Source organism: Curtobacterium sp. YR515, from assembly GCF_900113095.1.
Lineage (GTDB): Bacteria > Actinomycetota > Actinomycetes > Actinomycetales > Microbacteriaceae > Curtobacterium.
On record NZ_FOOD01000002.1, the window covers coordinates 539,787 to 562,035 of the forward strand.

Consider the following 22,249-nt stretch of genomic DNA (forward strand, 5'->3'; position numbering starts at 1 on the left):
CGCATGGCCGAGCTCACCCGCCGTCACGTCGTCGTCGTCGCGGGAGGGATCTCGCACGAGCGTGACGTCTCCCTGCGGTCCGGTCGCCGTGTGGCCGACTCGCTGACCGGGTACGGCTGGCAGGTGGACCTCCGCGACGCAGACGCATCGTTGCTCCCGACCCTGCGGGAGAGCCGCCCGGACGTCGTGTGGCCAGCTCTGCACGGCGCCTCCGGTGAGGACGGCGCCCTGCGGGGCATCCTGGAGGCGCTGGACATCCCGTTCGTCGGCTCACGTTCGACGTCGGCCCGGCTGGCATGGGACAAGCCCACCGCTTCGGCGCTGGTCGCGCGGGCGGGCGTCCGGACCCCGCGCTCGGTCACGCTCTCGCACGACGTCTTCCGGGAGCTCGGCGCGGTCGGCGTCCTCGAGAGCATCGCTGTCGAGCACCCGGTCCCACTCGCCGTCAAGCCGGCCCGAGGCGGCAGCGCCCAGGGCGTCACCCTCGTCGACGACGTGAACGACCTGCCGCGCGCGATGGTCACCGCGTACACGTACTGCGACGACGTCGTGGTCGAGCAGCTCATCCGTGGGACCGAGGTCGCGGTCGGCATCATCGACACCGGCGACGGTCCGGTGGCGCTCTCCGCCGTCGAGATCGTCCCGCGCAGCGGCATCTACGGGTTCGAGGCTCGGTACAACGCCGGCGAGACCACCTTCTACACGCCGGCCCGCCTGTCCGAGGAGTTCGCGGCCGCTGCGTCCGCCGCCGCCGTGGCAGCCCACGAGGCCCTCGGTCTGCGACACATCTCGCGCGTCGACCTCATCGTCGACGCCGCTGGGACGCCCTGGTTCCTCGAGGCGAACGTCCTCCCCGGGCTCACCGAGACCTCCCTCGTGCCGCAGGCCCTCTCCGCGTCGGGCTTCGACCTGGGATGGACCTACGCCGAACTCGCGGAGCAGGCGATCCGCGACCACCGGGCCTGACACCGCGATCGTGGGGTGCCGACACGTTCCACGTGGAACATCCCTTGCCGCCGTCCTGGCGGCCGTGGGTCTCGTGACACTGGCCGCAGGCGAAGCCGTGCACTGCCGGGCCGCACGTCGGGCTGGACGGCTTCCACGACCGACGAAGGGATCTACTGGGCTCGTCGTCGTCCTGGGGTTCGGCAATCGGGGTCGTCGCATCAACGTCGTGAACCGGTGGCGGGCCCGGATCGCTGTCCGCACAGCACGCTCGGCTCGCGCTGCCGGCGCTTCCGCTCAGATCCTCTGCAGTGGGGGAGCGGTGCTTGGGACGGTCGCGGAGGCCGGGCTCCTCCGCGACTACATCGAGAGCGCTCTCGGGTGGGACGGTCCGATCGCGATCGAGTCGGAGAGTCGTTCGACGTGGGAGAACGTGCGCAATGCGCTGCCGTGGATCAAATCCGCTAACTGGGTCGCCTTCGCATCGAACGGACTGCACGCTGAGAAGGCGCGTGTCTACCTCGGGCGTCAGCGACCGGAGCTCGTTGGGCGGCTCGCGGCTGCCGACGACTACCGGCTCGGAGAGATGATCCTGCTGAAGCCGGTGTTCGCGGCCGTCGGGCTGTGGAAGCTTCGTGCCGTGTTCCACGTGAAACCTCCGGCCTGATCCACCCGTTCCACGTGGAACATTCGCCCAAGCCCGCGCGGAAGACACTTGGGAGACATCGCGGCCTCCAGTGTCTACCTCTCCACGATCCATAGGCGCCGCCGGAGGGCTGCACCCAGAGCGAGCCGGCCCGAAGCCACAGCCCTCACTTCGATGCATGCCGGGACGGGTGCGGGATCCCTGCGTACGGCCGTGACGCAGGATCTCGACGGAGCCATCAGTTGGCCCGCGCCCATCTCATCGCACTCGAGCAGGAGCTCTTCGCAGCGTCTCGCAGACCGAGGGCTCCGTGCCAGGCGCCGAGATGGTCGTTCGCAGCTCATCGCCCAACGGGGGGAGCAGCCCGGCCCGAGCGCCCCGCCCATCACGGATCGCGGCGTTGCCGCAGGGGACCCCGGGGACCTACTCCGCCTCGTACCGCGCGGGTCATCCGACATCCATACGCATGCGAACGTGCCGCTCGGCACAAGGCCGGATTCGAGACGCGCCGCAGCCGCTCGACTGCCCCATCGCGAGTACATCGCCCGGATGACCGCGACGGCGGGCTCCTGAGAGCCGCTGGTTTCGACCCCTGGCCGCTCCCGGCCGCTCCGTGCAGGGGTGAGATCGCTCGATCTGACGGCTCCGGTAGGCGCGAGCACGGCGCCACGATCGGACAGAACGGCGTTTGCTGGCCGACACGAACCACCCTCGGCGCTTCAACTCGATGTTCCACGTGAAACGCTGCTGCACGATCAGGTACCCGAACAACGGGGTACCCGAGAGGCCACAGCAGGCTCACTCAGGGCCCAGTAGACCCGCCGTCAGACCCACGGACCCGACGACGCCGTCGAGCCGGCAGGCGGCCGCACAGCGCCGTACAGAGACATCCGCGGTAGGAGACGGCCGAACGTCAGCCCGCGACGTCCTCGATACCGAGCTCCCCGAGGATCCGGTTGAGGTCATCCCCGTTCGCGAAGTCGATCGTCACCGAGCTCTTCCGCGCCCCGACAGCGATCTTGACCCGCGTGTTCAATCGATCCCCGAGCCGCTCCGCCAGGTCGTTGAAGTGCACCTGCCGCTTCGACGGCTCCGCCTTGGGCTTCACCGGCGTCTTCGCCGCGAGCTGCTGCGCGATCGACTCGGCGGCCCGAACGGACAGGTCCTCGTTGACGATCTTCTCGGCGAGGTACTCCATGGCCTCGGCATCAGGCGCAGCGAGGATCGCACGTGCGTGTCCGGCCGAGAGCACGCCAGCTGCCACACGCCGCTGGACGGGGGAGGGGAGACGCAGAAGACGGATCGTGTTGGTGATCTGCGGACGGGAGCGGCCGATCCGCTGGGCGAGCTGCTCCTGCGTGATCCCGAAGTCCGCCAGCAGCTGCTGGTACGCCGACGCCTCTTCGAGCGGATTGAGGTTCGCACGGTGGAGGTTCTCCAACAGGGCATCGCGGAGCATCGCATCGTCGGGCGTGTCCTTGACGATGGCCGGGATGGTGCTCAGCCCGAGCTCCTTGGTGGCCCGGAGTCGGCGCTCACCCATGATCAGCTCGTACTGCGGCTCGGTCCCAGCGGCGCCGGCGATCGGGCGCACGACGATCGGCTGCAGGACACCGATCTCGCGGATCGAGTGGACGAGTTCCTGCAGTTCCTCTTCGCGGAACTCCTTGCGCGGCTGCTGCGCGTTCGGCACGACGTCGAGCGGGTTCAGGTTCGCCAGACGCGCGCCGGGAACCGCAACGAGCTCCTCCGCGGTCGCACCGTCGACGAGCGGTGCAGACGCCGGCGATCCGCCGGTCGGGAAGAACACGTCGACAGGGCGGTCCTGCTGCTCCGACGCCGTCGGGATGAGGGCTCCGATACCCCGTCCGAGTCCAGTTCGCTTCGGTGCCATCAGTGCTGTGCTCCTCGTGCTGCGATCTCGGCTGCCGCCTCCAGGTAGGAGAGCGAGCCGGTTGAGTTGACGTCGTACGCAACGACGCTCTGCCCGTAGCTCGGGGCTTCGCTGACGCGGACGGATCGGGGGATCACGGCCTCGAGTACCTGTTCGCCGAAGTGCTCCCGCACGTCTGCTGCGACCTGGTTGGAGAGGTTCGTCCGGCTGTCGTACATCGTCAAGAGGATGGTCGACACGGCGAGGTTCGGGTTCAGGTGCCGCTCGATGAGCTCGATGTTCCGGAGCAGCTGACTCAACCCTTCGAGCGCGTAGTACTCGCACTGGATCGGGATGAGGACCTCGCGCGCTGCGACGAACGCGTTGATCGTGAGCAGTCCGAGCGACGGAGGGCAGTCGATGAAGACGTAGTGGTACGGCTCGTCCAGCGACTCGAGGTACTGGTCCAGTGCGGTCCGCAGGCGCTGTTCGCGAGCGACGAGCGACACCAGTTCGATCTCGGCGCCGGCGAGGTGGATCGTGGCCGGTACGCACCAGAGCGTGTCCGACTCGGGGGAACGCTGGACCGTGTCGGCGATCGGTGCCTCGTCGACGATCACGTCGTAGATGCTCGGGACCTCGGCCTGGTGGTTGACACCGAGCGCCGTGGAGGCGTTGCCCTGCGGGTCGAGGTCGATCACCAGCACGCGCGCTCCGCCGTGCGCCAACGCCGCGGCGAGGTTGACCGTGGTGGTGGTCTTGCCGACGCCACCCTTCTGGTTCGACACCGTGAAGACACGCGTCTTCGGAGGCAGCGGGAACTGCTGCGTCGCGATCGCACGGCGACGACGGTTCAGATCAGCGATCTCACGGGCGAGCGGTGTCGACGCGTCGTAATCGGTCGATGAACTCAACGAGTGCCTCTTCCCCGGTTCGGTGTTTCACGTGGAACGCGGAGCCACTGGTGGCCGGTCGAACCGGCCCGAGCCGCAGCGTCAGTCAACTGTAGCCCGGAAGACGCGCGTGGTCTCCTCGACCACACCGACTCCGAGCTCGAGCACCTCGACATCGGCGAGACGCTTCCGGAGGATGACCTTTCGGGCCTTCTCCATCTCGTCCTCGACGCGGGCGCCCTTCATGAGGATGAGCTGGCCACCGGATCGAACCAGGGGCACGGTCAGGGGGATCAGCTTCGACAACGCGCTGACGGCCCGAGCAGTCACCTGGTCGACCACGATGTCGTCGGCGACGTCCTCAGCACGGGCACGGACGACCTCGACGTTGTCGAGGCCGAGGCGCGAGGCCTCTGACGTCAGCCAATCCACTCGCCGTTCCATCGGTTCGATGAGCGTGAGGTGCACGTCGGGCCGGGCGATCGCGAGCACCAGGCCGGGGAGTCCAGCACCGGAACCGACGTCGGCGACCCGGCCCCGTTCCTCCAGGAGTGGAGCGAGCACCGCAGAATTGAGGATGTGTCGCGTCCACAAGCGCGGCAGTTCGAGCGGGCCGATCAGGCCGAGCTCCTCACCGCGTCGAGCAAGCTCGTTCGTGAAGGAACGCGCCAGGTCGAGGCGATCGCCGAAGAGCGTCGCAGCGGCCGCAGGCTCCGTCTCGAGGACGGGAGGCGCGGTCTCGGTCATCGGGTGACGACCGTGTGGCGGTCCCGACCCTCACCCTCGGACTCCGAGTGGAAGCCCTTCTCGGCAACCAGGTCGTGGACCAGCTTGCGCTCGTACGACGACATCGCGGGGAGTGCAGCCGTGGTCGAGCCCGCCTCGATGCGCTCGATGGCGGTGTCGACGAGCCGCTGCAGTTCGGACGCACGAGCATCGCGCGAGCCGCCGACGTCGAGGATCAGCCTGCTGAACTCGCCGGTCTCGGCCTGGACGGCGATGCGCGTGAGCTCCTGCAGGGCCGAGACGGTGTCCGGCTTCGACAGCACGCGGAGCGCGTCGCCCTCGTCCGTGACGGACAGGTAGACGCGGCCCGCACGCTCCTCGATCTCGATGTCGCCGTCGAGGTCGCAGATGTCGAGGAGTTCCTCGATGTAGTCCGCCGCGATGTCGGCTTCGTCGCGGGCGTCGTCGTCGACGGTCGCGGTCGAGGTGTCGACGGTGGTGTCCACGGCGTCCGCGGTGTCCTGCTCGGTCACTTACTTCTTCCCGTTCTTCTTGGCACGGTTCTTGCCGACCGGCTGCTGCCGCTGGGTCGTCACGCGGACGGCCTCGATCTCGGCGGCACCGGCCCCGGCGCCGGCCTCAGCGAGGACCGGGGTGGCCGCACCGCGACGCTGCGCCTTCTTCGCGAGACGTGCCTCACGAGCGAGTGCGGCCTCGGAACCGGGGGTCGGCATGCTGCGGATGACGAAGTACTGCTGCGCCATCGTCCAGACGTTCGAGGCGAGCCAGTAGAACATGACGCCGAGGGGGAACGACAGACCGGAGATGACGAACACCAGCGGGAGGATGTACAGCATCATCTTCTGCTGGCGGTACATCGGAGACTCCTTGGTCTCCGGCGACATGTTCTTCGCGACGAGCTGCAGCTGGGTGATGAACTGCGAGGCGGTCATCACGACGATCATGACGCCGGCGATGACCCGGACCTCCCAGCCGGAGGCGTTCGTGAACGTCTCGTGCAGGGGAGCGCCGAAGAGCGATGCGTTGCCGAACGACGCGGCGAGGTCGTTCGTGAGCAGGCCGATGCCCGTCTTGTTGATCTGCGCCTCGTGCAGCACCGAGTACAGCGAGAAGAAGATCGGCATCTGGATCAGCAGCGGCAGGCAGGAGCTCAGCGGGTTCGTCCCGGTCTCCTTGTACAGCGCCATGGTCTCGCGGCTCATGGCCTCACGCGAGAACTGGTCCTTCTTGCCCTTGTACTTCTCTTGGATCTTCTTGAGCTGCGGCGCCACCTCGAGCATGCGGCGCTGCGACTTGATCTGGCGCACGAAGATCGGGATGAGCGCGGCGCGCACCACGAAGGTCAGGAAGATGATGGAGAGCACCCAGGTGATGCCGGCTCCGGGGTCCATGCCGATGCTCTCGAAGATCCAGTGGAAGCCCACGAGGATGGCCGAGACCACCCACTTGAGCGGCCAGAGGATCGTTCCGATGAATCCGAGGTCCATGGGGACTGTCACGCCTTTCGAGTGCGCTGGGGGAGCAGGACCGGCAGGGTGGAACCACCCGTGGGCTGCGGCTGCGGCTGGGTCGGTGCGAGCACGAACCCGAACCGGTTGACGTCGTAGGGGCGACGCCGTGCACGGACGTCGTCGATGCCCCCGGCTGCCCAGGGGTTGCACCGTGCGATGCGCCATGCACCCATGGCGGATCCGCGGACGACGCCGAACTGCTGGATCGCCTCGAGCGCGTACCGGGAGCACGAGGGGTGGTACCGACAGACGTTGCCGTAGAGCGGTGAGATCACGGCACGGTAGGCGCGCAGCACGATGACGCACACGTTGCGCGGGAGCAACGCGACGGCCCAGGCGAGCCGGGTCCACAGGTTGCGGTTCATGCTGCCTTCTCCACACCACGCGTACAGGAGCGCGAGACGTCTTCGAGCAGGGTAGGCCATCCGGCCTGCGCAGCGGCTGGCAGTGCGCGGACCACCACGTCGTAGCCGACGGGGATGTCGGCGAGCAGTCCGTGCGCGATCGCCTTGAGGCGACGCCTGACCAGGTTCCGGGTCACGGCGTTGCCCACCGTCTTCGCCACGATGAACCCGAACCGTGTCGGACCGGTACCGCTCGACGGGTCGCCCGAGGTGCGACGGACCACCGATACGACGGCGTGCGCCGTGGCGCTTCTGCGACCACGACGCACGACGGACCGGTAGTCGTCACCTCGGACGATCCGGTTGGCGCGGGCCAACACGAGTCGGTACCGGAGGACGAGATCAGGCGGGGAGCCTGATCAGGCGCTGAGCTCGGTGCGGCCCTTGGCGCGACGTGCGGCCAGGATGGCGCGGCCGGCACGGGTGCGCATGCGGGCGCGGAAGCCGTGCTTCTTGGCGCGGCGGCGGTTGTTCGGCTGGAAGGTGCGCTTGCTCATGATGTTCTCCACACGGCTGCTCGCGGCGAGCCGTCACGTATGTGTAGTCGCTCGGTGCCGAACGACGCAGATGGGCGCGACCGAACGGCCGCAGTCAACTGGTTAACGGTACGTGACAGGGGCGAGCAGGTCAAACGCCGTCGTCGACCCGACCGCGGGAGCGGTGCGCACGTTCATTATCCACATTGGGGAAAACGTGCGTTCGGTACGACGCGCTCGAGTCCTTTACAGTGGGGTGATCGACCGGCCAGCGGCCCGGTACGACGGGGGATTCCCCTCGTCGTGCGGCTCGCGCCGGTCGTGGACAAGACTGTGGACAACCCTGTGGACCACCATGCGGGACGACACGTGTCCGGGACGTCGACGATGCCACCCGGACTCACGACGACCCGCCAGGAACGATCCGGCGGTCGACGCTGCGCCGGTCCGTCCGGCGGCGGTGGACACCCAGTGCAGACGAGCACCAGCGACGAGCACGACACGACATCAGGAGACGAGCGCGACATGACGATGCCGGCCGACCCCGTCGAGGACCTCTGGTCATCCGTCCTCGGACTCCTCTCGGAGGACGACCGCATCACCCCGCAGCTGCACGGCTTCCTCAACCTGGTCGAGCCGAAGGGCGTGCTCGCCGGCACCCTCTACCTCGAGGTGCCGAACGACCTCACCCGCGGCATGCTCGAGCAGCGGATCCGCATCCCGATCACCGAGGCCGTCTCCCGCATCGGTGACGACACGGTCGCGAACTTCGCCATCACGGTGAACCCGGACATGGCGTCCGAGCCGCGGGTCGACACGCAGGTCACGAGCAACGTCCCCGAGTACGCCGAGCCGGTGCAGGAAGCCGTCGAGCAGAGTGCGGCCCCCCGCCAGTACATCGAGGCGCCGTTCGTCCCGAGCCAGATCGACTCCCCGGGGACCAGCGGTCGCCCCGAGTCCCGGCTCAACCCCAAGTACAACTTCGACAACTTCGTCATCGGCTCGTCGAACCGCTTCGCCCACGCGGCGGCGGTCGCGGTGGCCGAGGCGCCGGCGAAGGCCTACAACCCGCTCTTCATCTACGGCGACTCGGGCCTCGGCAAGACCCACCTCCTGCACGCGATCGGCCACTACGCCGAGAGCCTCTACCCGGGGATCCGGGTGCGGTACGTGTCCAGCGAGGAGTTCACGAACGACTTCATCAACTCGATCGCGAACAACCGGTCGAACCAGTTCCAGCAGCGGTACCGCGACATCGACATCCTGCTGATCGACGACATCCAGTTCCTGCAGGGCAAGGACTCCACGCAAGAGGCGTTCTTCCACACCTTCAACACGCTGCACGACCACAACAAGCAGGTCGTCATCACGTCGGACGTCGCACCGAAGCACCTGACCGGGTTCGAGGACCGGATGCGCTCCCGCTTCGAGTGGGGCCTCATCACCGACGTCCAGGCGCCGGACCTCGAGACCCGCATCGCGATCCTCCGCAAGAAGGCGCAGTCGGACCACCTGCAGGTGCCCGACGACATCCTCGAGTTCATCGCGTCGAAGGTGTCGAGCAACATCCGCGAGCTCGAGGGCACCCTGATCCGCGTCACGGCGTTCGCGAGCCTCAACCGGACGGCCGTCGACATGGCCCTGGTGCAGACGGTGCTCAAGGACCTCATCACGCTCGACGACGACAACGTGATCGCGCCGACGGACATCATCAACCACACCGCGGAGTACTTCAAGCTCTCCGTCGACGACCTCTACGGGTCCTCCCGCTCGCAGGCGATCGCCACGGCGCGGCAGATCGCGATGTACCTCTGCCGTGAGATGACGAGCCTGTCGCTGCCGAAGATCGGACAGCTCTTCGGCAACCGGGACCACACCACGGTCATGTACGCCAACAAGAAGATCGCGGAGCTCATGAAGGAGCGTCGCTCGATCTACAACCAGGTCACGGAGCTGACCAGCCGCATCAAGCAGGACCGCCGCTACCGCTGACGCACGTCGCGTTGCGTCGCGCTGCGCACATCTGGTAGGGCCCTGGAGGCGCGGCTGACGACCGTCAGATCGGCCTGCTTCCGCGCGCATCCACCATCTGAGACGGTTCCATACGCCGGACTTCACACAGTGTGGAAAGCCTGTGGATAACTGTGGAGGACACGCCGGTCGGTTGTTCACAGCGGAGGGGCCACCTGTGGAGACTGGGGATGGAAGTGGATAGATGAGATTCATTCATCCAGACGCCGCCCACACACCACTCACAACTCACACGTGTGTAGTTCCCTGTGGACAAGCGGTGTTAACAGGGTTATCCACAGTGTGCACAGGCGTTAACACCATTACTCCTGGTTAACGATTGATCTCAGCGGGCCAACCTTGTGGACGGCGGGATGACAAGAAATCCGGGCCTCGCCGGGCTGTGCCACAATGGGGCGGCCGGACAGTCCAACCGATCGACAGGGGTTCCAGCTGTGAAGTTCGAGGTCAACCGGGACGTCTTCTCCGAAGCCGTCTCCTTCGCGGTGAAGCTCCTCCCACAGCGCACGACCCTCCCGATCCTCTCGGGCGTCCTCATCCACGCCGACGGCGATCGACTCACGCTCTCGTCGTTCGACTACGAGGTCTCGGCGCAGACGTCCATCGCCGCGCAGATCGACGACCCCGGCACGGTGCTCGTCTCCGGCCGGCTCCTCAACGACATCGCGAGCCGCCTGCCGAACGCCCCGGTCACCTTCACCACCGAGGACTCGAAGATCTCGGTCACCTGCGGGTCGGCGCACTTCACGCTGCTGTCCATGCCGGTCGAGGAGTACCCGACGCTCCCCGAGATCGGCGAGCAGACCGGCGTGATCCCCGGCGACGCCTTCTCCGAAGCCGTGTCCCAGGTCGCCGTCGCCGCCAGCCGCGACGACGTCACCCCCGTGATCACCGGCGTCCAGCTCGAGGTCGGCGACAACGACCTCTCGCTCATCGCGACGGACCGCTACCGTGTCGCCGTCCGCACCATCGCGTGGGACTCCGGCCGCGTCGGGTCGGACCCGCTGCACGCGCTCGTCCCGGCCCGCACCCTGCAAGAGGTGGGCCGCACGTTCGGCTCGGCGTCCACCGTCTCGGTGTCGATCAGCGGCTCGTCCGACCGCGAGCTCATCGCGTTCCACGCGGACGACAAGACCGTCACCTCGCTGCTCATCAAGGGCAACTACCCGCCGGTGCGCCGGCTCTTCCCCGAGACCGTCCAGGACCACGCGGTGATCAACACCGCGGAACTGGTCGAGGCGGTCCGGCGGGTCTCCCTCGTCCTGGAGCGCGAAGCCGCCCTCCGGTTCTCCTTCACGGTCGACGGGCTCACGCTCGAAGCGATCGGTTCCGAACAAGCGCAGGCGTCAGAGTCGATCAGTGCGTTGCTGACCGGTGAGGAAACGGTGGTCTCGCTGAAGCCCGCCTTCCTCCTGGACGGGTTGAACGCGGTGCACTCCGAGTTCGTCCGGATCTCCTTCACCAAGACGGAGAACCCCAACAAGCCGGGCCCGGTGCTCATCACCGGCCAGACCTCGCAAGAGGCCCCGGCCGCGGACGGATACCGGTACCTGCTGCAGCCCAATCTCCTGCTGCGGTAAGCGCAACAGCCGAACACTGCGCTGACGCGCCATCCCTGCATCAGCGCGACGACGAACAGAAGAGGAAATCATGCACATCGGTCTTGTCGGCCTCGGTCGCATGGGCAACAACATGCGTGCCCGTCTCCGCAACGCAGGCATCGAGGTCACCGGCTACGACGCGAACCCCGCCGTCTCGGACGTCGCCGACCTCGGCGCACTCGCCGCGGCGCTCCCCGAGGGCAAGAAGCTCGTGTGGGTCATGGTCCCGCACGGCAAGATCACCGACGACGTGATCACCGACCTGTCGAACGTCCTGAGCGAGGGCGACCTCGTGATCGACGGCGGCAACTCGAAGTGGCTCGACGACGAGGTGCACGCCAAGCAGCTCGACGCGAAGGGCATCCGTTACATGGACGCCGGCGTCTCCGGTGGCGTCTGGGGCAAGGAGAACGGCTACGGCCTCATGGTGGGCGGCGCCCCCGAGGACGTCGAGTTCGCCATGCCGGTCTTCGACGCGCTCCGTCCCGAGGGCCCGCGCGAAGAGGGCTTCTCGCACGCCGGCGGCGTCGGCGCGGGCCACTACGCGAAGATGGTCCACAACGGCATCGAGTACGCGATCATGCAGGCCTACGGCGAGGGCTACGAGCTCCTCGAGGCCAAGGACATCGTCCACGACGTCCCGGCGGTCTTCGCCGGATGGCAGCGCGGCACGGTCGTCCGCTCCTGGCTGCTCGACCTCCTCGTCCTCGCGATCAACGAGGACCCGAAGCTCGACGAGCTCGAGGGCTACGTCGACGACTCGGGCGAGGGTCGCTGGACCCTCGAAGAGGCGATCGAGCTCGCGGTGCCGATGCCCGCGCTCTCCGCGGCGATGTTCGCCCGCTTCGTCTCGCGTCAGGGCAGCGAGTCCCCGACGATGAAGGCCGTCGCGGCGCTCCGCAACCAGTTCGGCGGCCACGCCGTCAAGAAGGCGTAGTCCAACCGGGGCAACCCGGCCACGGCCCGCGTGCACGTCGACCACCTGCAACTCACGGACTTCCGGAACTACCGGGAGGCCGAGGTCGACCTCGCACGCGGGCCGAACCTGTTCGTCGGCCGGAACGGACAGGGCAAGACCAACCTCGTCGAGGCGATCGGCTACCTCTCCACCCTGGGATCGCACCGGGTCCCGACGGACGCGGCACTCGTGCGGCAGGGCTGCGACGCGGCGATCGTCCGCGCTCGGCTCGCGCACGAGGACCGCAGCATCCTCGCCGAGGTCCAGATCAACCGCACCGGCTCGAACCGGGCGCAGGTGAACCGCTCGGCCATCAAGCCCCGCGAGCTCCCGCGCTACTGCACGAGCGTCCTCTTCGCTCCCGAGGACCTCGCGCTGGTCCGGGGCGAACCGGCCGGCCGACGCCGGATGCTCGACGAGCTCCTCGGGCAGATCGCCCCGCGCATGCAGGGCGTCCTCGCCGACTACGACCGGACGCTCCGGCAGCGGAACACCCTGTTGAAGTCGGCCCGGGCGACCGGTGCGAAGGCGGGTTCGCTCGCGACGCTCGACGTCTGGGACGAGCGACTCGTGGCGTTCGGCGCCGAGATCATCGCCGCCCGTGACCACCTCACCCGGCGGCTCGCCCCGTTCGTGGCCGAGGCCTACGCGACCGTCGCCGGCGAACGGCACGAGGCGTCGATCACCGGCGTCCTGAGCGTCCGCGGCGGCGACCCGGAGGACGCGGCCGCGACGGATCCCGTCCTCGGGACACCCGACGAGCCGGTCACCGTCACCGCGGCTGCCGATGCCTTCCGAGCAGCACTCGAACGGCGTCGACGCGACGAGCTCGACCGCGGCCTGACGCTCGTCGGTCCCCACCGCGACGACGTCCTCTTCCAGCTGAACGGGTTACCTGCCCGCGGCTACGCCAGTCACGGGGAATCGTGGTCGTTCGCGCTCGCCGTGCAGCTGGCCAGTGCGTCGATCCTCCGCGCGGAGTCGAGCCTGGGGGATCCGATCATCATCCTCGACGACGTGTTCGCCGAACTCGACGAGTCCCGCCGGGAACGCCTGGCCGGGGCGGTCGCCGACTACGAGCAGGTGCTCATCACCGCGGCGGTGTTCGGTGACGTGCCCGAGCAGCTGGCCGCGCACACGGTCCGGATCGAAGCGGGCACGATCGTGACCGACGAGGCGGAGCCGAGCCGCGCCTCCAGTCCGACCGAGGACCCGGGCGACCACCCGGCGGAGGCTGACGTCTGATGCCGAAGCCGTCGAGACCCACCGAGCCCTCACGGGTCTACCGGCACCTCCGCGCCGTCTTCGGCGACCCCTCGAAGCGCGGCGTCGACGCGCGCCGGCGCCGTATGAAGGGACTCGACCCCGACTCCGTGCCCTACGGTCGCGGTCGCGAGCCCGCCGGACTCGGTGACGTCGTCGGTTCGCTCGCGCAGGAACTGGGCTGGACCGAGCCCCTCGCCCGGTCCGAGCTGTTCGTGGACTGGCCCGCCGTGGTGGGCGAGGAACTCGCGAAGCACTCCCGACCCGTGACCATCGACGACGGTGCACTCGTCATCCGGTGCGACTCGACGGCCTGGGCGACCCAGCTCCGACTGATGCGCAACACCGTCACGACGACCATCGCCGAGCGGCACCCCGAGGCGGGGGTGCAGTCGATCCGGGTTTCGGGCCCCGACGCCCCCACCTGGAAACGCGGTCCCAGGACGGTTCAGGGGCGCGGTCCCCGCGACACTTACGGGTAGGGCGACGAAATCGTCCGGGAGGACGAAAAAAGGCCGTCCACGGCCGGAATCCGCCCTCGGAGGAGGGGGTCCTGCGGTAGACTGAGAGGTGCAGTGCGCGGGTGTTCCGCGCGCAGGCAGGAGCACCTTCGAATGACATCCGGATCTGACGACGACCGACAGAACTCGTCCGGCGAGGCGACCCCGCAGAGCGATCCAGCGTACGGCGCAGACCAGATCCAGGTGCTCGAGGGACTCGAAGCCGTCCGGAAGCGTCCGGGCATGTACATCGGGTCGACCGGTCCCCGTGGTCTGCACCACCTCGTGCAGGAGATCGTCGACAACTCCGTCGACGAAGCACTCGCGGGCTACTGCGACACGATCAACGTCACCATCCGCGAAGACGGCGGCGTCCGCGTGGTCGACAACGGCCGTGGCATCCCCGTCGGGATCCACGCTGCCGAGGGCGTCTCGACCGTCCAGGTCGTGCTCACCGTCCTGCACGCCGGCGGCAAGTTCGGCGGCGGCGCGTACGCGGTGTCCGGCGGCCTGCACGGCGTCGGTTCGTCGGTCGTCAACGCACTGAGCTCCGAGCTCGACGTCGAGGTCCGCCAGCAGGGCCACGTCTGGCGCCAGAGCTACACCGACGGCGTCCCGGTCGCGCCCCTGTCGAAGGACGAGGAAGACGACGGCCACGGCACCACGATCACCTTCTGGCCGAACGCCGACATCTTCGAGACCGTCGTCTTCGACTACGAGACCCTGCGCACGCGCTTCCAGCAGATGGCCTTCCTCAACAAGGGTCTGCGGATCACCCTGACCGACGAGCGCACCCCGGCCGAGGGTGAAGAGGCACGGCACGACTCGTTCCTCTACGAGCGCGGCCTCGCCGACTACGTCGAGTACCTCAACGCCCAGAAGAAGGCCGACCTGGTGCACCCGGACGTCATCGGCTTCGAGGCCGAGGACCCGGAGCGCAAGATCGCGCTCGAGGTCGCGATGCAGTGGAACACCTCCTACCAGGAGAGCGTCCACACCTTCGCGAACACGATCAACACGCACGAGGGCGGCACCCACGAAGAGGGCTTCCGCGCGGCGCTGACGTACCTGGTCAACAAGTACGCGCGCGAGGCGAAGATCATCAAGGAGAAGGACGACAACCTCACGGGTGACGACATCCGCGAAGGGCTGACGGCCGTCATCTCCGTGAAGCTCGGCGAGCCGCAGTTCGAGGGGCAGACGAAGACCAAGCTCGGCAACACCGAGGCGAAGGGCTTCGTCCAGCGCGTCGTCGGCACCGAGCTCACCCACTGGTTCGAGAGCAACCCGACGCAGGCCCGCGACGTCGTGCGCAAGGCGATCCAGGCCTCGCAGGCCCGTCTCGCCGCACGCAAGGCGCGCGAGACCACCCGTCGCAAGGGCCTCCTCGAGTCGGGCGGCATGCCCGGCAAGCTCAAGGACTGCCAGTCGAAGGACCCGACGGTCTCCGAGATCTTCATGGTCGAGGGTGACTCCGCCGGTGGTTCCGCCGTGCAGGGTCGCAACCCGATGACGCAGGCGATCCTGCCGCTGCGCGGCAAGATCCTCAACGTCGAGAAGGCCCGCCTCGACCGTGCCCTGGCCAACCAGGAGATCCAGTCGATGATCACGGCGTTCGGCGCCGGCATCGGCGAGGACTTCGACCCGGACAAGGCCCGGTACCACAAGATCGTGCTGATGGCCGATGCCGACGTCGACGGCCAGCACATCACGACGCTGCTCCTCACCCTGCTGTTCCGCTACATGCGGCCGCTCATCGAGCGCGGCTACGTGTACCTCGCGCAGCCGCCGCTCTACCGCCTGAAGTGGTCGAACTCGGCGCACGAGTACGTGTTCAGCGACCGGGAGCGCGACGCCCTGATGCAGGCCGGCCTCGCCGCCGGCAAGCGCATCCCGAAGGACAACGGGATCCAGCGCTACAAGGGTCTCGGCGAGATGGACTACAAGGAGCTGTGGGACACCACGATGAACCCGGACACCCGGACGCTCCTGCAGGTCACGCTCGAGGACGCCGCCGCGGTGGACAGCGTCTTCGCGACGCTGATGGGTGAGGACGTCGAGTCCCGTCGCCAGTTCATCCAGCAGAACGCGAAGGACGTCCGGTTCTTGGACATCTGATCCTGGCCTGGAGGCGCGGCGTGAGTCGCGCGGACCAGTCCTGACCACCTGTGGTCGCGCCCGGCGCGACTGACGGAACCACAGCCTCCAGGCTGTCCAGAAAGGGAACGAAGCCACATGGCTGACGACAACGAGAACGGCGCCGACGAGCAGCCCGAGATCGTCCACGGCGACAGCGGGGACATCGTCGTCTCCGGTGACCGCATCTCGCAGGTCGACCTGCAGCTCGAGATGCAGCGCTCGTACCTCGACTACGCGATGAGCGTCATCGTCGGTCGTGCCCTGCCCGAGGTCCGTGACGGACTGAAGCCGGTGCACCGCCGCGTGATCTACGCGATGTTCGACGGCGGCTACCGTCCCGACCGGGCCTTCTCGAAGTGCTCGCGCGTCGTCGGCGACGTCATGGGGCAGTTCCACCCGCACGGTGACAGCGCGATCTACGACGCCCTCGTCCGCCTGGTGCAGCCGTGGTCGCTCCGGTACCCGCTCGCGCTCGGCCAGGGCAACTTCGGTTCCCCGGGCAACGACGGCGCCGCTGCCCCGCGGTACACCGAGACCAAGATGGCGCCGCTCGCCATGGAGATGGTCCGGGACATCGACGAGGACACCGTCGACTTCCAGGACAACTACGACGGTCGCACGCAGGAGCCCGCGATCCTGCCGGCACGCTTCCCGAACCTGCTGGTCAACGGGTCCGTCGGCATCGCGGTCGGCATGGCGACGAACATCCCGCCGCACAACCTGCGCGAGGTCGCTGCGGGCGCCAAGTGGGCGCTCGAGCACCCCGACGCCACGCGTGAAGAGCTCCTCGGCGCGCTCATGCAGCGGATCAAGGGCCCGGACTTCCCGACCGGGGCGCAGATCCTCGGCACGAAGGGCATCCAGGACGCCTACCGCACCGGTCGTGGCTCGATCACGATGCGTGCGGTCGTCAACGTCGAGGAGATCCAGGGTCGCACCTGCCTCGTCGTCACCGAGCTCCCGTACCAGGTGAACCCCGACAACCTCGCGATCCGCATCGCCGAGGGCGTGAAGGACGGCAAGCTCGCCGGCATCGCGGACATCCGCGACGAGACCTCGGGTCGTACCGGTCAGCGCCTCGTCATCGTGCTCAAGCGCGACGCCGTCGCCAAGGTCGTCCTCAACAACCTGTACAAGCACACGCAGCTGCAGGAGAACTTCGGCGCGAACATGCTCGCGATCGTCGACGGCGTGCCCCGCACCCTCGCGCTCGACGGGTTCATCTCGGCGTGGGTCGACCACCAGATCGACGTCATCGTCCGCCGCACCCAGTTCCGGCTGCGCGAGGCCGAGAAGCGCGCCCACATCCTCCGTGGCTACCTGGCCGCGCTCGACGCCCTCGACGAGGTCATCGCGCTCATCCGCCGGTCGCCCGACGTCGAAGAGGCCCGCACCGGCCTGATGGACCTGCTGTCCGTCGACGAGATCCAGGCGCGCGCGATCCTCGAGCTCCAGCTCCGTCGTCTCGCCGCCCTCGAGCGGCAGAAGATCCACGACGAGGCCGAGGAGCTCGAGCGCAAGATCGCCGACTTCCAGGACATCCTGGCGTCGGAGACCCGTCAGCGCACGATCATCGGCGACGAGCTCGAGGAGATCGTCGAGCGGTTCGGCGACGATCGCCGCAGCGAGATCCTGCTCGGCTTCGACGGCGACATGTCCATCGAGGACCTCATCCCCGAAGAGGAGATGGTCGTCACCATCACCCGCGGCGGGTACGTCAAGCGGACGCGCAGCGACAACTACCGGTCGCAGCACCGCGGCGGACGCGGGGTCAAGGGTGCGCAGCTGCGCGCCGACGACATCGTCGAGCACTTCTTCGTGACGACGACGCACCACTGGCTCCTCTTCCTCACGGACAAGGGGCGGGTCTACCGCGCCAAGGCCTACGAGCTGCAGGAGGCCAGCCGCGACGCCAAGGGTCAGCACGTCGCGAACCTGCTCGCCATGCAGCCGGACGAGCAGATCCAGCAGGTGCTCGACATCCGCGACTACGAGGCGGCGCAGTACCTCGTGCTCGCCACGGCGCACGGTCTCGTGAAGAAGACCCCGCTCACCGAGTACGACACGAACCGCACCGGTGGCATCATCGCGATCAACCTGCGCGACGGCGACACCCTGGTGCAGGCACTCCTCGTCGACGAGCACGACGACCTCCTGCTCGTGTCGAAGCACGGCATGTCGCTGCGCTTCACCGCGACGAACGACACCCTGCGCCCGATGGGTCGTTCGACCTCCGGTGTGAAGGGCATGTCCTTCCGCGACGACGACTCGCTGCTCGCAGCCCGGGTCGTCTCGGACGACGGCTACGTGTGGGTCATGACCGAGGGCGGCTACGCGAAGCGCACGTCGGTCGACCAGTACCGCGTGCAGGGCCGTGGTGGTCTCGGCATCAAGGTGGCCAAGCTGGCCGCCGACCGAGGCGACCTTGTGGGTGCTCTCATCGTGGGCGAGGACGACGAGGTGCTCGTCGTGCTGCAATCGGGCAAGGTGGTAAGGTCTGCCGTGGCCGAGGTGCCCGCCAAGGGTCGCGACACGATGGGTGTGGTCTTCGCGAGGTTCGCGGAGAACGACCGGATCATCGCGGTGGCCCGGAACACAGAGCGGAACCTGGACGACCAGGACGACGCCGAGATCGAGCCTGCGGGCCCGGTGGAGACGGTCAGCCCGGACGAAGCGGCCGCCGACCCCGCCGACACAGTGCCCACGGACACCGTGGCCGGAGAGGACCAGTCAAGCAATGAGTAGTGTCGCCGAGAAGCTCCAGAAGAAGGCGAAGCGGCCCGTCGGCACCCGTCAGGTGCGGCTGCGGCTCGTGTACGTCGACTTCTGGTCGATGGTGAAGCTCAGCTTCCTCATCGCCCTGGCCGGCTCGATCGTGATCGTCGTCGCCACCGCGCTGGTGTGGGTCATCCTGAACCAGACCGGTGTCTTCACCCAGATCGACGCCCTGCTGAAGGACGTCACCGGGCAGAACAACTACTCGATCATGGACCAGTTCTCGCTGGGCCAGGTGCTCGGGTTCTCCATCGTCGTGGGCATCCTCAACGTGGTCGTCGGCACCGTGCTCGGCGCCATCGTGAGTGTCCTCTACAACCTCAGTGTGCGGATCACCGGCGGCTTGCTCGTCGGCTTCACGAACAACTGACACACCCGGGCCGGATGGGCCGACCGCCTCGATTTCGTTCTGCGAGATCCGTACGGTAGGCTTTCATCCGGTCTGAGGGGCTATAGCTCAGGCGGTTAGAGCGCTTCGCTGATAACGAAGAGGTCCAAGGTTCAAGTCCTTGTAGCCCCACCACTTCCTCCGACACTCCGTACGATGGGTGTCACGGGGCCTTAGCTCAGTTGGTAGAGCGCCTGCTTTGCAAGCAGGATGTCGGGAGTTCGATTCTCCCAGGCTCCACTCCCTCGGCGTGAGCGATGCTCCGCTCGTTCCTCGCTTCGCCTCGCTCGGTCGTCGTGTTCGTCTGCGCCTTCGGCGCGCCGCTCCGCGATCGGTTCCGTTGCGCGACGTTCTTGCGGGCTCGAGGTTTGCCGATTGTGGCATCTCGCGCCGGCTTGGCGGCCGTTGGCGGGACCTCGGTGGACGTGAGCGGCGCGTCGTGCGACCGCGACAGCGCTCCGGGTGGACCCGGTGGACGTGCGTGGCGGGTCGTGCGACCTCGCCGCGTGGCGGGGTGGGCCGAACGCGACGGCGGACGGGAGGCGCGGGGCGGGCTTACCGCGTGCCTCCCGTCCGCCGCCGGGCCGACGCCGGGCCGGTGAGCGGGCACGACATGCCGTGGGTCGTGCGCCGAGTGGGCACGAACGGCCGCTTCGGCGGGGTGAACGGGACGTATTCTGCCCGCTCGCCGCTCCGGCCACGGCCGGCGCGCCGCTGGCCCACGGACGACGAAGGGCCCCGGCGCGTGCCGGGGCCCTTCGTGCGAACCGGGAGGTCAGGCGGCAGGCTTCTCCGCCGTGTCAGCGTCGTCGGCGACCCACAGGTCGTCGTCCGCGCGGAGCGTCTGGTACGCGGCGTAGGCGGCGCCCGCCACGGCGACGACACCGACCACGATCAGCGCGACACCGCCGAAGCCGATGCCCTTCTTCTGGTGCGGCACGTACTTCTCCGCAGCCTTCTTGGCCTTCTTGCCCTTCTTCTGGGCGTTCTTCACGATCTTCTTGACGCGGGGGTCCTTCGCGAGGTCACCCACGCTGAGGACTGAGCCCGCCGTCGCGACGAGTCCGGGGACGACCTCGGACTGGAAGCGGTGCGAAGCACTCTGCGCTGCGCTCGTGGCAGCATGCACCCCCGTGGCGACAGCCGGACGGATGCCGTTGTCGATCGCGTTCTGCACTCGCGGAGCGATGTCCTTGCGAGCGGTGTCCACGGCGTGGGACCGCGCCTCCGCAAGGATCGCGTTCGCGTGCTCGAGGACCTTGCGCTGCTCGCCGAGGAGCGAGGCGGTCTGGCCCTTGAGCTTCTTGATCTGCTTCCGGCGCTTGCGCGGGATCTCGATCGTCGTCATCTGGTACCTCCATCGGAACGGCGTGACCCCCATCCTGCCACCGCAGTGCCTGACAGGTCACGGAGCCTCACCTGTGTGATCCGTCTGACCGTCAGCAGTACATGCGAGAATCGGAACATGTCTCTGCACACCGCTGTCGCAACGATCCACACGAACAAGGGCGACATCCGCGTCAACCTGTTCGGCAACCACGCTCCGAAGACCGTCAAGAACTTCGTCGACCTCGCGACGGGCAAGCAGGAGTGGACCCACCCCGGCACGGGCAAGGTCTCGACCGACAAGCTGTACGACGGTGTCGTCTTCCACCGCATCATCAAGGACTTCATGATCCAGGGCGGCGACCCGCTCGGTCAGGGCATCGGCGGACCCGGCTACCGCTTCGACGACGAGATCCACCCGGAGCTCACCTTCCAGAACCCGTACATCTTCGCCATGGCGAACGCCGGCATCCAGGGCGGCCGCGGCACCAACGGCTCGCAGTTCTTCATCACCACGGTGGCGACGCCGTGGCTGCAGGGCAAGCACACCATCTTCGGCGAGGTCGCGGACGACGAGTCCCGCGCGGTCGTCGACGCGATCGAGGGTGTGGCGACCGACGGCCGTGACAAGCCGCTCGAGGACGTCGTCATCCAGAGCATCGACGTCGAGGACGTCTGAGCCACCACGTGACCGATCAGGCGTACAACCCGAACAACACCTGCTACCGGCATCCGGACCGGCAGAGCTTCGTGCTCTGCCAGCGCTGCGGGCGGACGATCTGCCCGGAGTGCCAGACGCCGGCGGCGGTCGGGGTGCACTGCCCTGAGTGCGTGCGCGAGCAGCGTGCGCAGTTCCAGGCGAACCGTCGGGCGTCCGGAGGCCCCAGCGGCCTGACGGTCGCCCGGCGGCGCTTCGCCATGCTCGACCAGAAGGCGACGGTCGTGATCGTCGCCGTCTCGGTCGCGATCTGGTTGCTCGACCAGGTCTCGGGCGGGTTCTTCACGAACCTGTTCGCCTACAACTCGCTGCTCCTGCCCTCGCAGCCGTGGCGAGCGGTGACGGTGCTCTTCGTGCACTCGGGCCTCTTCCACATCCTGTTCAACATGTGGGCGCTGTGGATCTTCGGCCGGATGCTGGAGAACATGCTCGGGGCCTGGCGGTTCCTGGCGCTCTACTTCATCACCGGGATCTTCGGGTCGATGCTCGTGACGTTCCTGGCCCCTGGCACGTGGGTGGTCGGAGCGTCCGGCGCGATCTTCGGGCTGTTCGCGGCGTTCTTCGTCCTGCAGCGCAGTCTCGGCAACAACGCCGTGCAGCTGCTGGTCATCATGGGACTCAACCTCGTCGTGGGGTTCCTGCCCGGCACGAACATCTCGTGGCAGGCGCACGTCGGCGGGATCATCGGCGGCTTCGTGGTCGGGTTCGTGTTCGCACGGACCCGCAACATCCGCCAGCGTCCGCTGCAGATCGCACTGCTGGTCGCCGCCGCCGTCGTGGGCATCGCCCTGACTGCCGTCGGCTACGCGGTGACGATCGGCTGACAGCCGCACAGCAGCACCACCGGACGCCCCGTCGCTCAGCGGCGGGGCGTTCGTGCGTCCGGGAGGGCTTTTCCACACGTGCACGACCGAGTTGTCCACAGCTGTGGAGAACGCGGTGAGTTACACGCATGTGATTATCCCCACTGTGGAGTCCGCTGTGGATAACTCCGGGACGGGGGTGTGGATGGATGTGTGGAGAGTGTGGAGAACTGTGGAGAACGCGCGCGGAGG

At 67.9% G+C, this 22,249-nt stretch carries 21 protein-coding genes and 2 tRNA genes; 14 read left to right on the forward strand and 9 right to left on the reverse strand.

Annotated elements, in window-relative coordinates; translation table 11 throughout:
• Window positions 1-3 precede the first annotated feature (3 nt).
• On the forward strand, window positions 4-966 hold the full coding sequence (locus BM028_RS07375) for a D-alanine--D-alanine ligase family protein (protein ID WP_092385576.1): 963 nt from the start codon (window positions 4-6) through the stop codon (window positions 964-966).
• A gap of 97 nt (window positions 967-1,063) precedes the next feature.
• Entirely contained in the window at window positions 1,064-1,612 is a 549-nt protein-coding gene (locus tag BM028_RS07380; protein WP_302847569.1) for an ElyC/SanA/YdcF family protein, read from the forward strand.
• A gap of 892 nt (window positions 1,613-2,504) precedes the next feature.
• Here the strand turns inward: BM028_RS07380 and BM028_RS07385 are convergent.
• From BM028_RS07385 to rpmH, 8 genes are all read right to left on the reverse strand, one after another.
• Window positions 2,505-3,485 (reverse strand): ParB/RepB/Spo0J family partition protein, encoded by a 981-nt coding sequence (locus BM028_RS07385; RefSeq protein WP_092385578.1) that lies wholly within the window; start codon window positions 3,483-3,485, stop codon window positions 2,505-2,507.
• Window positions 3,485-4,378, reverse strand: a complete 894-nt coding sequence (locus BM028_RS07390) for a ParA family protein (RefSeq protein WP_071294225.1) — start codon at window positions 4,376-4,378, stop codon at window positions 3,485-3,487. The genes BM028_RS07385 and BM028_RS07390 overlap by 1 nt, the downstream gene beginning before the upstream one ends.
• An 81-nt stretch (window positions 4,379-4,459) precedes the next feature.
• A complete protein-coding gene (rsmG, locus tag BM028_RS07395) occupies window positions 4,460-5,104 on the reverse strand; it encodes a 16S rRNA (guanine(527)-N(7))-methyltransferase RsmG (protein WP_092385580.1) in 645 nt (214 codons plus the stop codon).
• A complete protein-coding gene (locus tag BM028_RS07400) occupies window positions 5,101-5,616 on the reverse strand; it encodes a Jag family protein (protein WP_175473651.1) in 516 nt (171 codons plus the stop codon). Before BM028_RS07400 ends, rsmG begins: the two co-directional genes overlap by 4 nt.
• Window positions 5,617-6,591, reverse strand: coding sequence for a membrane protein insertase YidC (gene yidC, locus BM028_RS07405; protein WP_070417471.1), 975 nt, complete (start codon window positions 6,589-6,591; stop codon window positions 5,617-5,619).
• 8 nt (window positions 6,592-6,599) lie between these two features.
• A complete protein-coding gene (gene yidD, locus BM028_RS07410) occupies window positions 6,600-6,980 on the reverse strand; it encodes a membrane protein insertion efficiency factor YidD (RefSeq protein WP_175496019.1) in 381 nt (126 codons plus the stop codon).
• A complete protein-coding gene (rnpA, locus tag BM028_RS07415; protein WP_092385582.1) occupies window positions 6,977-7,339 on the reverse strand; it encodes a ribonuclease P protein component in 363 nt (120 codons plus the stop codon). The genes yidD and rnpA overlap by 4 nt, the downstream gene beginning before the upstream one ends.
• A gap of 39 nt (window positions 7,340-7,378) precedes the next feature.
• Window positions 7,379-7,516, reverse strand: a complete 138-nt coding sequence (gene rpmH / locus BM028_RS07420) for a 50S ribosomal protein L34 (protein ID WP_058724833.1) — start codon at window positions 7,514-7,516, stop codon at window positions 7,379-7,381.
• 504 nt (window positions 7,517-8,020) lie between these two features.
• Here rpmH and dnaA point away from each other — a divergent pair.
• The 10 genes from dnaA to BM028_RS07470 all read left to right on the forward strand — a co-directional run bounded on the left by dnaA (window position 8,021) and on the right by BM028_RS07470 (window position 19,390).
• Complete coding sequence (gene dnaA, locus BM028_RS07425) at window positions 8,021-9,487, forward strand: chromosomal replication initiator protein DnaA (RefSeq protein ID WP_070419317.1); 1,467 nt, start codon at window positions 8,021-8,023, stop codon at window positions 9,485-9,487.
• Window positions 9,488-9,960: 473 nt separating this feature from the next.
• Window positions 9,961-11,106: a DNA polymerase III subunit beta gene (gene dnaN, locus BM028_RS07430; RefSeq protein ID WP_070417468.1), complete on the forward strand. Its 1,146-nt coding sequence runs from the start codon at window positions 9,961-9,963 to the stop codon at window positions 11,104-11,106.
• A 70-nt stretch (window positions 11,107-11,176) separates the two neighbouring features.
• Window positions 11,177-12,064 carry a phosphogluconate dehydrogenase (NAD(+)-dependent, decarboxylating) gene (gene gnd, locus BM028_RS07435; RefSeq protein WP_092385584.1) on the forward strand — a complete coding sequence of 296 codons (888 nt, stop codon included), beginning with the start codon at window positions 11,177-11,179 and terminating at the stop codon, window positions 12,062-12,064.
• 30 nt (window positions 12,065-12,094) lie between these two features.
• Entirely contained in the window at window positions 12,095-13,330 is a 1,236-nt protein-coding gene (gene recF, locus BM028_RS07440) for a DNA replication/repair protein RecF (protein WP_092385585.1), read from the forward strand.
• Window positions 13,330-13,830 (forward strand): DciA family protein, encoded by a 501-nt coding sequence (locus tag BM028_RS07445; RefSeq protein ID WP_092385587.1) that lies wholly within the window; start codon window positions 13,330-13,332, stop codon window positions 13,828-13,830. The genes recF and BM028_RS07445 overlap by 1 nt, the downstream gene beginning before the upstream one ends.
• A 132-nt stretch (window positions 13,831-13,962) precedes the next feature.
• Window positions 13,963-15,966, forward strand: coding sequence for a DNA topoisomerase (ATP-hydrolyzing) subunit B (gene gyrB, locus BM028_RS07450; RefSeq protein ID WP_070417464.1), 2,004 nt, complete (start codon window positions 13,963-13,965; stop codon window positions 15,964-15,966).
• A gap of 117 nt (window positions 15,967-16,083) precedes the next feature.
• Window positions 16,084-18,732: a DNA gyrase subunit A gene (gene gyrA / locus BM028_RS07455; protein WP_070417463.1), complete on the forward strand. Its 2,649-nt coding sequence runs from the start codon at window positions 16,084-16,086 to the stop codon at window positions 18,730-18,732.
• Window positions 18,725-19,132, forward strand: coding sequence for a DUF3566 domain-containing protein (locus tag BM028_RS07460; protein ID WP_070417462.1), 408 nt, complete (start codon window positions 18,725-18,727; stop codon window positions 19,130-19,132). The genes gyrA and BM028_RS07460 overlap by 8 nt, the downstream gene beginning before the upstream one ends.
• 76 nt (window positions 19,133-19,208) lie before the next feature.
• A tRNA-Ile gene (locus tag BM028_RS07465) sits at window positions 19,209-19,285 on the forward strand.
• A gap of 32 nt (window positions 19,286-19,317) precedes the next feature.
• Window positions 19,318-19,390 (forward strand) — tRNA-Ala (locus BM028_RS07470).
• 535 nt (window positions 19,391-19,925) lie between these two features.
• On the opposite strand, the gene BM028_RS07475 is transcribed toward BM028_RS07470, so the two are convergent.
• Window positions 19,926-20,498 (reverse strand): hypothetical protein, encoded by a 573-nt coding sequence (locus BM028_RS07475; RefSeq protein WP_083295136.1) that lies wholly within the window; start codon window positions 20,496-20,498, stop codon window positions 19,926-19,928.
• Between the two features lie 117 nt (window positions 20,499-20,615).
• On the opposite strand from BM028_RS07475, the gene BM028_RS07480 reads away from it, so the two are divergent.
• Window positions 20,616-21,155 (forward strand): peptidylprolyl isomerase, encoded by a 540-nt coding sequence (locus BM028_RS07480; protein ID WP_070417461.1) that lies wholly within the window; start codon window positions 20,616-20,618, stop codon window positions 21,153-21,155.
• Between the two features lie 8 nt (window positions 21,156-21,163).
• On the forward strand, window positions 21,164-22,018 hold the full coding sequence (locus BM028_RS07485; RefSeq protein ID WP_071294232.1) for a rhomboid family intramembrane serine protease: 855 nt from the start codon (window positions 21,164-21,166) through the stop codon (window positions 22,016-22,018).
• Window positions 22,019-22,249 lie beyond the last annotated feature (231 nt).

What these genes read in the sequence shown, in the direction of transcription:
- yidD (WP_175496019.1), bottom strand. Translation starts at nt 6,980, where the DNA reads ATGAACCGCAACCTGTGGACCCGGCTCGCCTGGGCCGTCGCGTTGCTC.
- BM028_RS07460 (WP_070417462.1), top strand. Translation starts at nt 18,725, where the DNA reads ATGAGTAGTGTCGCCGAGAAGCTCCAGAAGAAGGCGAAGCGGCCCGTC.
- gyrB (WP_070417464.1), top strand. Translation starts at nt 13,963, where the DNA reads ATGACATCCGGATCTGACGACGACCGACAGAACTCGTCCGGCGAGGCG.
- BM028_RS07480 (WP_070417461.1), top strand. Translation starts at nt 20,616, where the DNA reads ATGTCTCTGCACACCGCTGTCGCAACGATCCACACGAACAAGGGCGAC.
- BM028_RS07475 (WP_083295136.1), bottom strand. Translation starts at nt 20,498, where the DNA reads ATGACGACGATCGAGATCCCGCGCAAGCGCCGGAAGCAGATCAAGAAG.
- dnaA (WP_070419317.1), top strand. Translation starts at nt 8,021, where the DNA reads ATGACGATGCCGGCCGACCCCGTCGAGGACCTCTGGTCATCCGTCCTC.
- BM028_RS07375 (WP_092385576.1), top strand. Translation starts at nt 4, where the DNA reads ATGGCCGAGCTCACCCGCCGTCACGTCGTCGTCGTCGCGGGAGGGATC.
- rsmG (WP_092385580.1), bottom strand. Translation starts at nt 5,104, where the DNA reads ATGACCGAGACCGCGCCTCCCGTCCTCGAGACGGAGCCTGCGGCCGCT.
- gnd (WP_092385584.1), top strand. Translation starts at nt 11,177, where the DNA reads ATGCACATCGGTCTTGTCGGCCTCGGTCGCATGGGCAACAACATGCGT.
- yidC (WP_070417471.1), bottom strand. Translation starts at nt 6,591, where the DNA reads ATGGACCTCGGATTCATCGGAACGATCCTCTGGCCGCTCAAGTGGGTG.
- BM028_RS07445 (WP_092385587.1), top strand. Translation starts at nt 13,330, where the DNA reads ATGCCGAAGCCGTCGAGACCCACCGAGCCCTCACGGGTCTACCGGCAC.
- gyrA (WP_070417463.1), top strand. Translation starts at nt 16,084, where the DNA reads ATGGCTGACGACAACGAGAACGGCGCCGACGAGCAGCCCGAGATCGTC.
- rpmH (WP_058724833.1), bottom strand. Translation starts at nt 7,516, where the DNA reads ATGAGCAAGCGCACCTTCCAGCCGAACAACCGCCGCCGCGCCAAGAAG.
- BM028_RS07385 (WP_092385578.1), bottom strand. Translation starts at nt 3,485, where the DNA reads ATGGCACCGAAGCGAACTGGACTCGGACGGGGTATCGGAGCCCTCATC.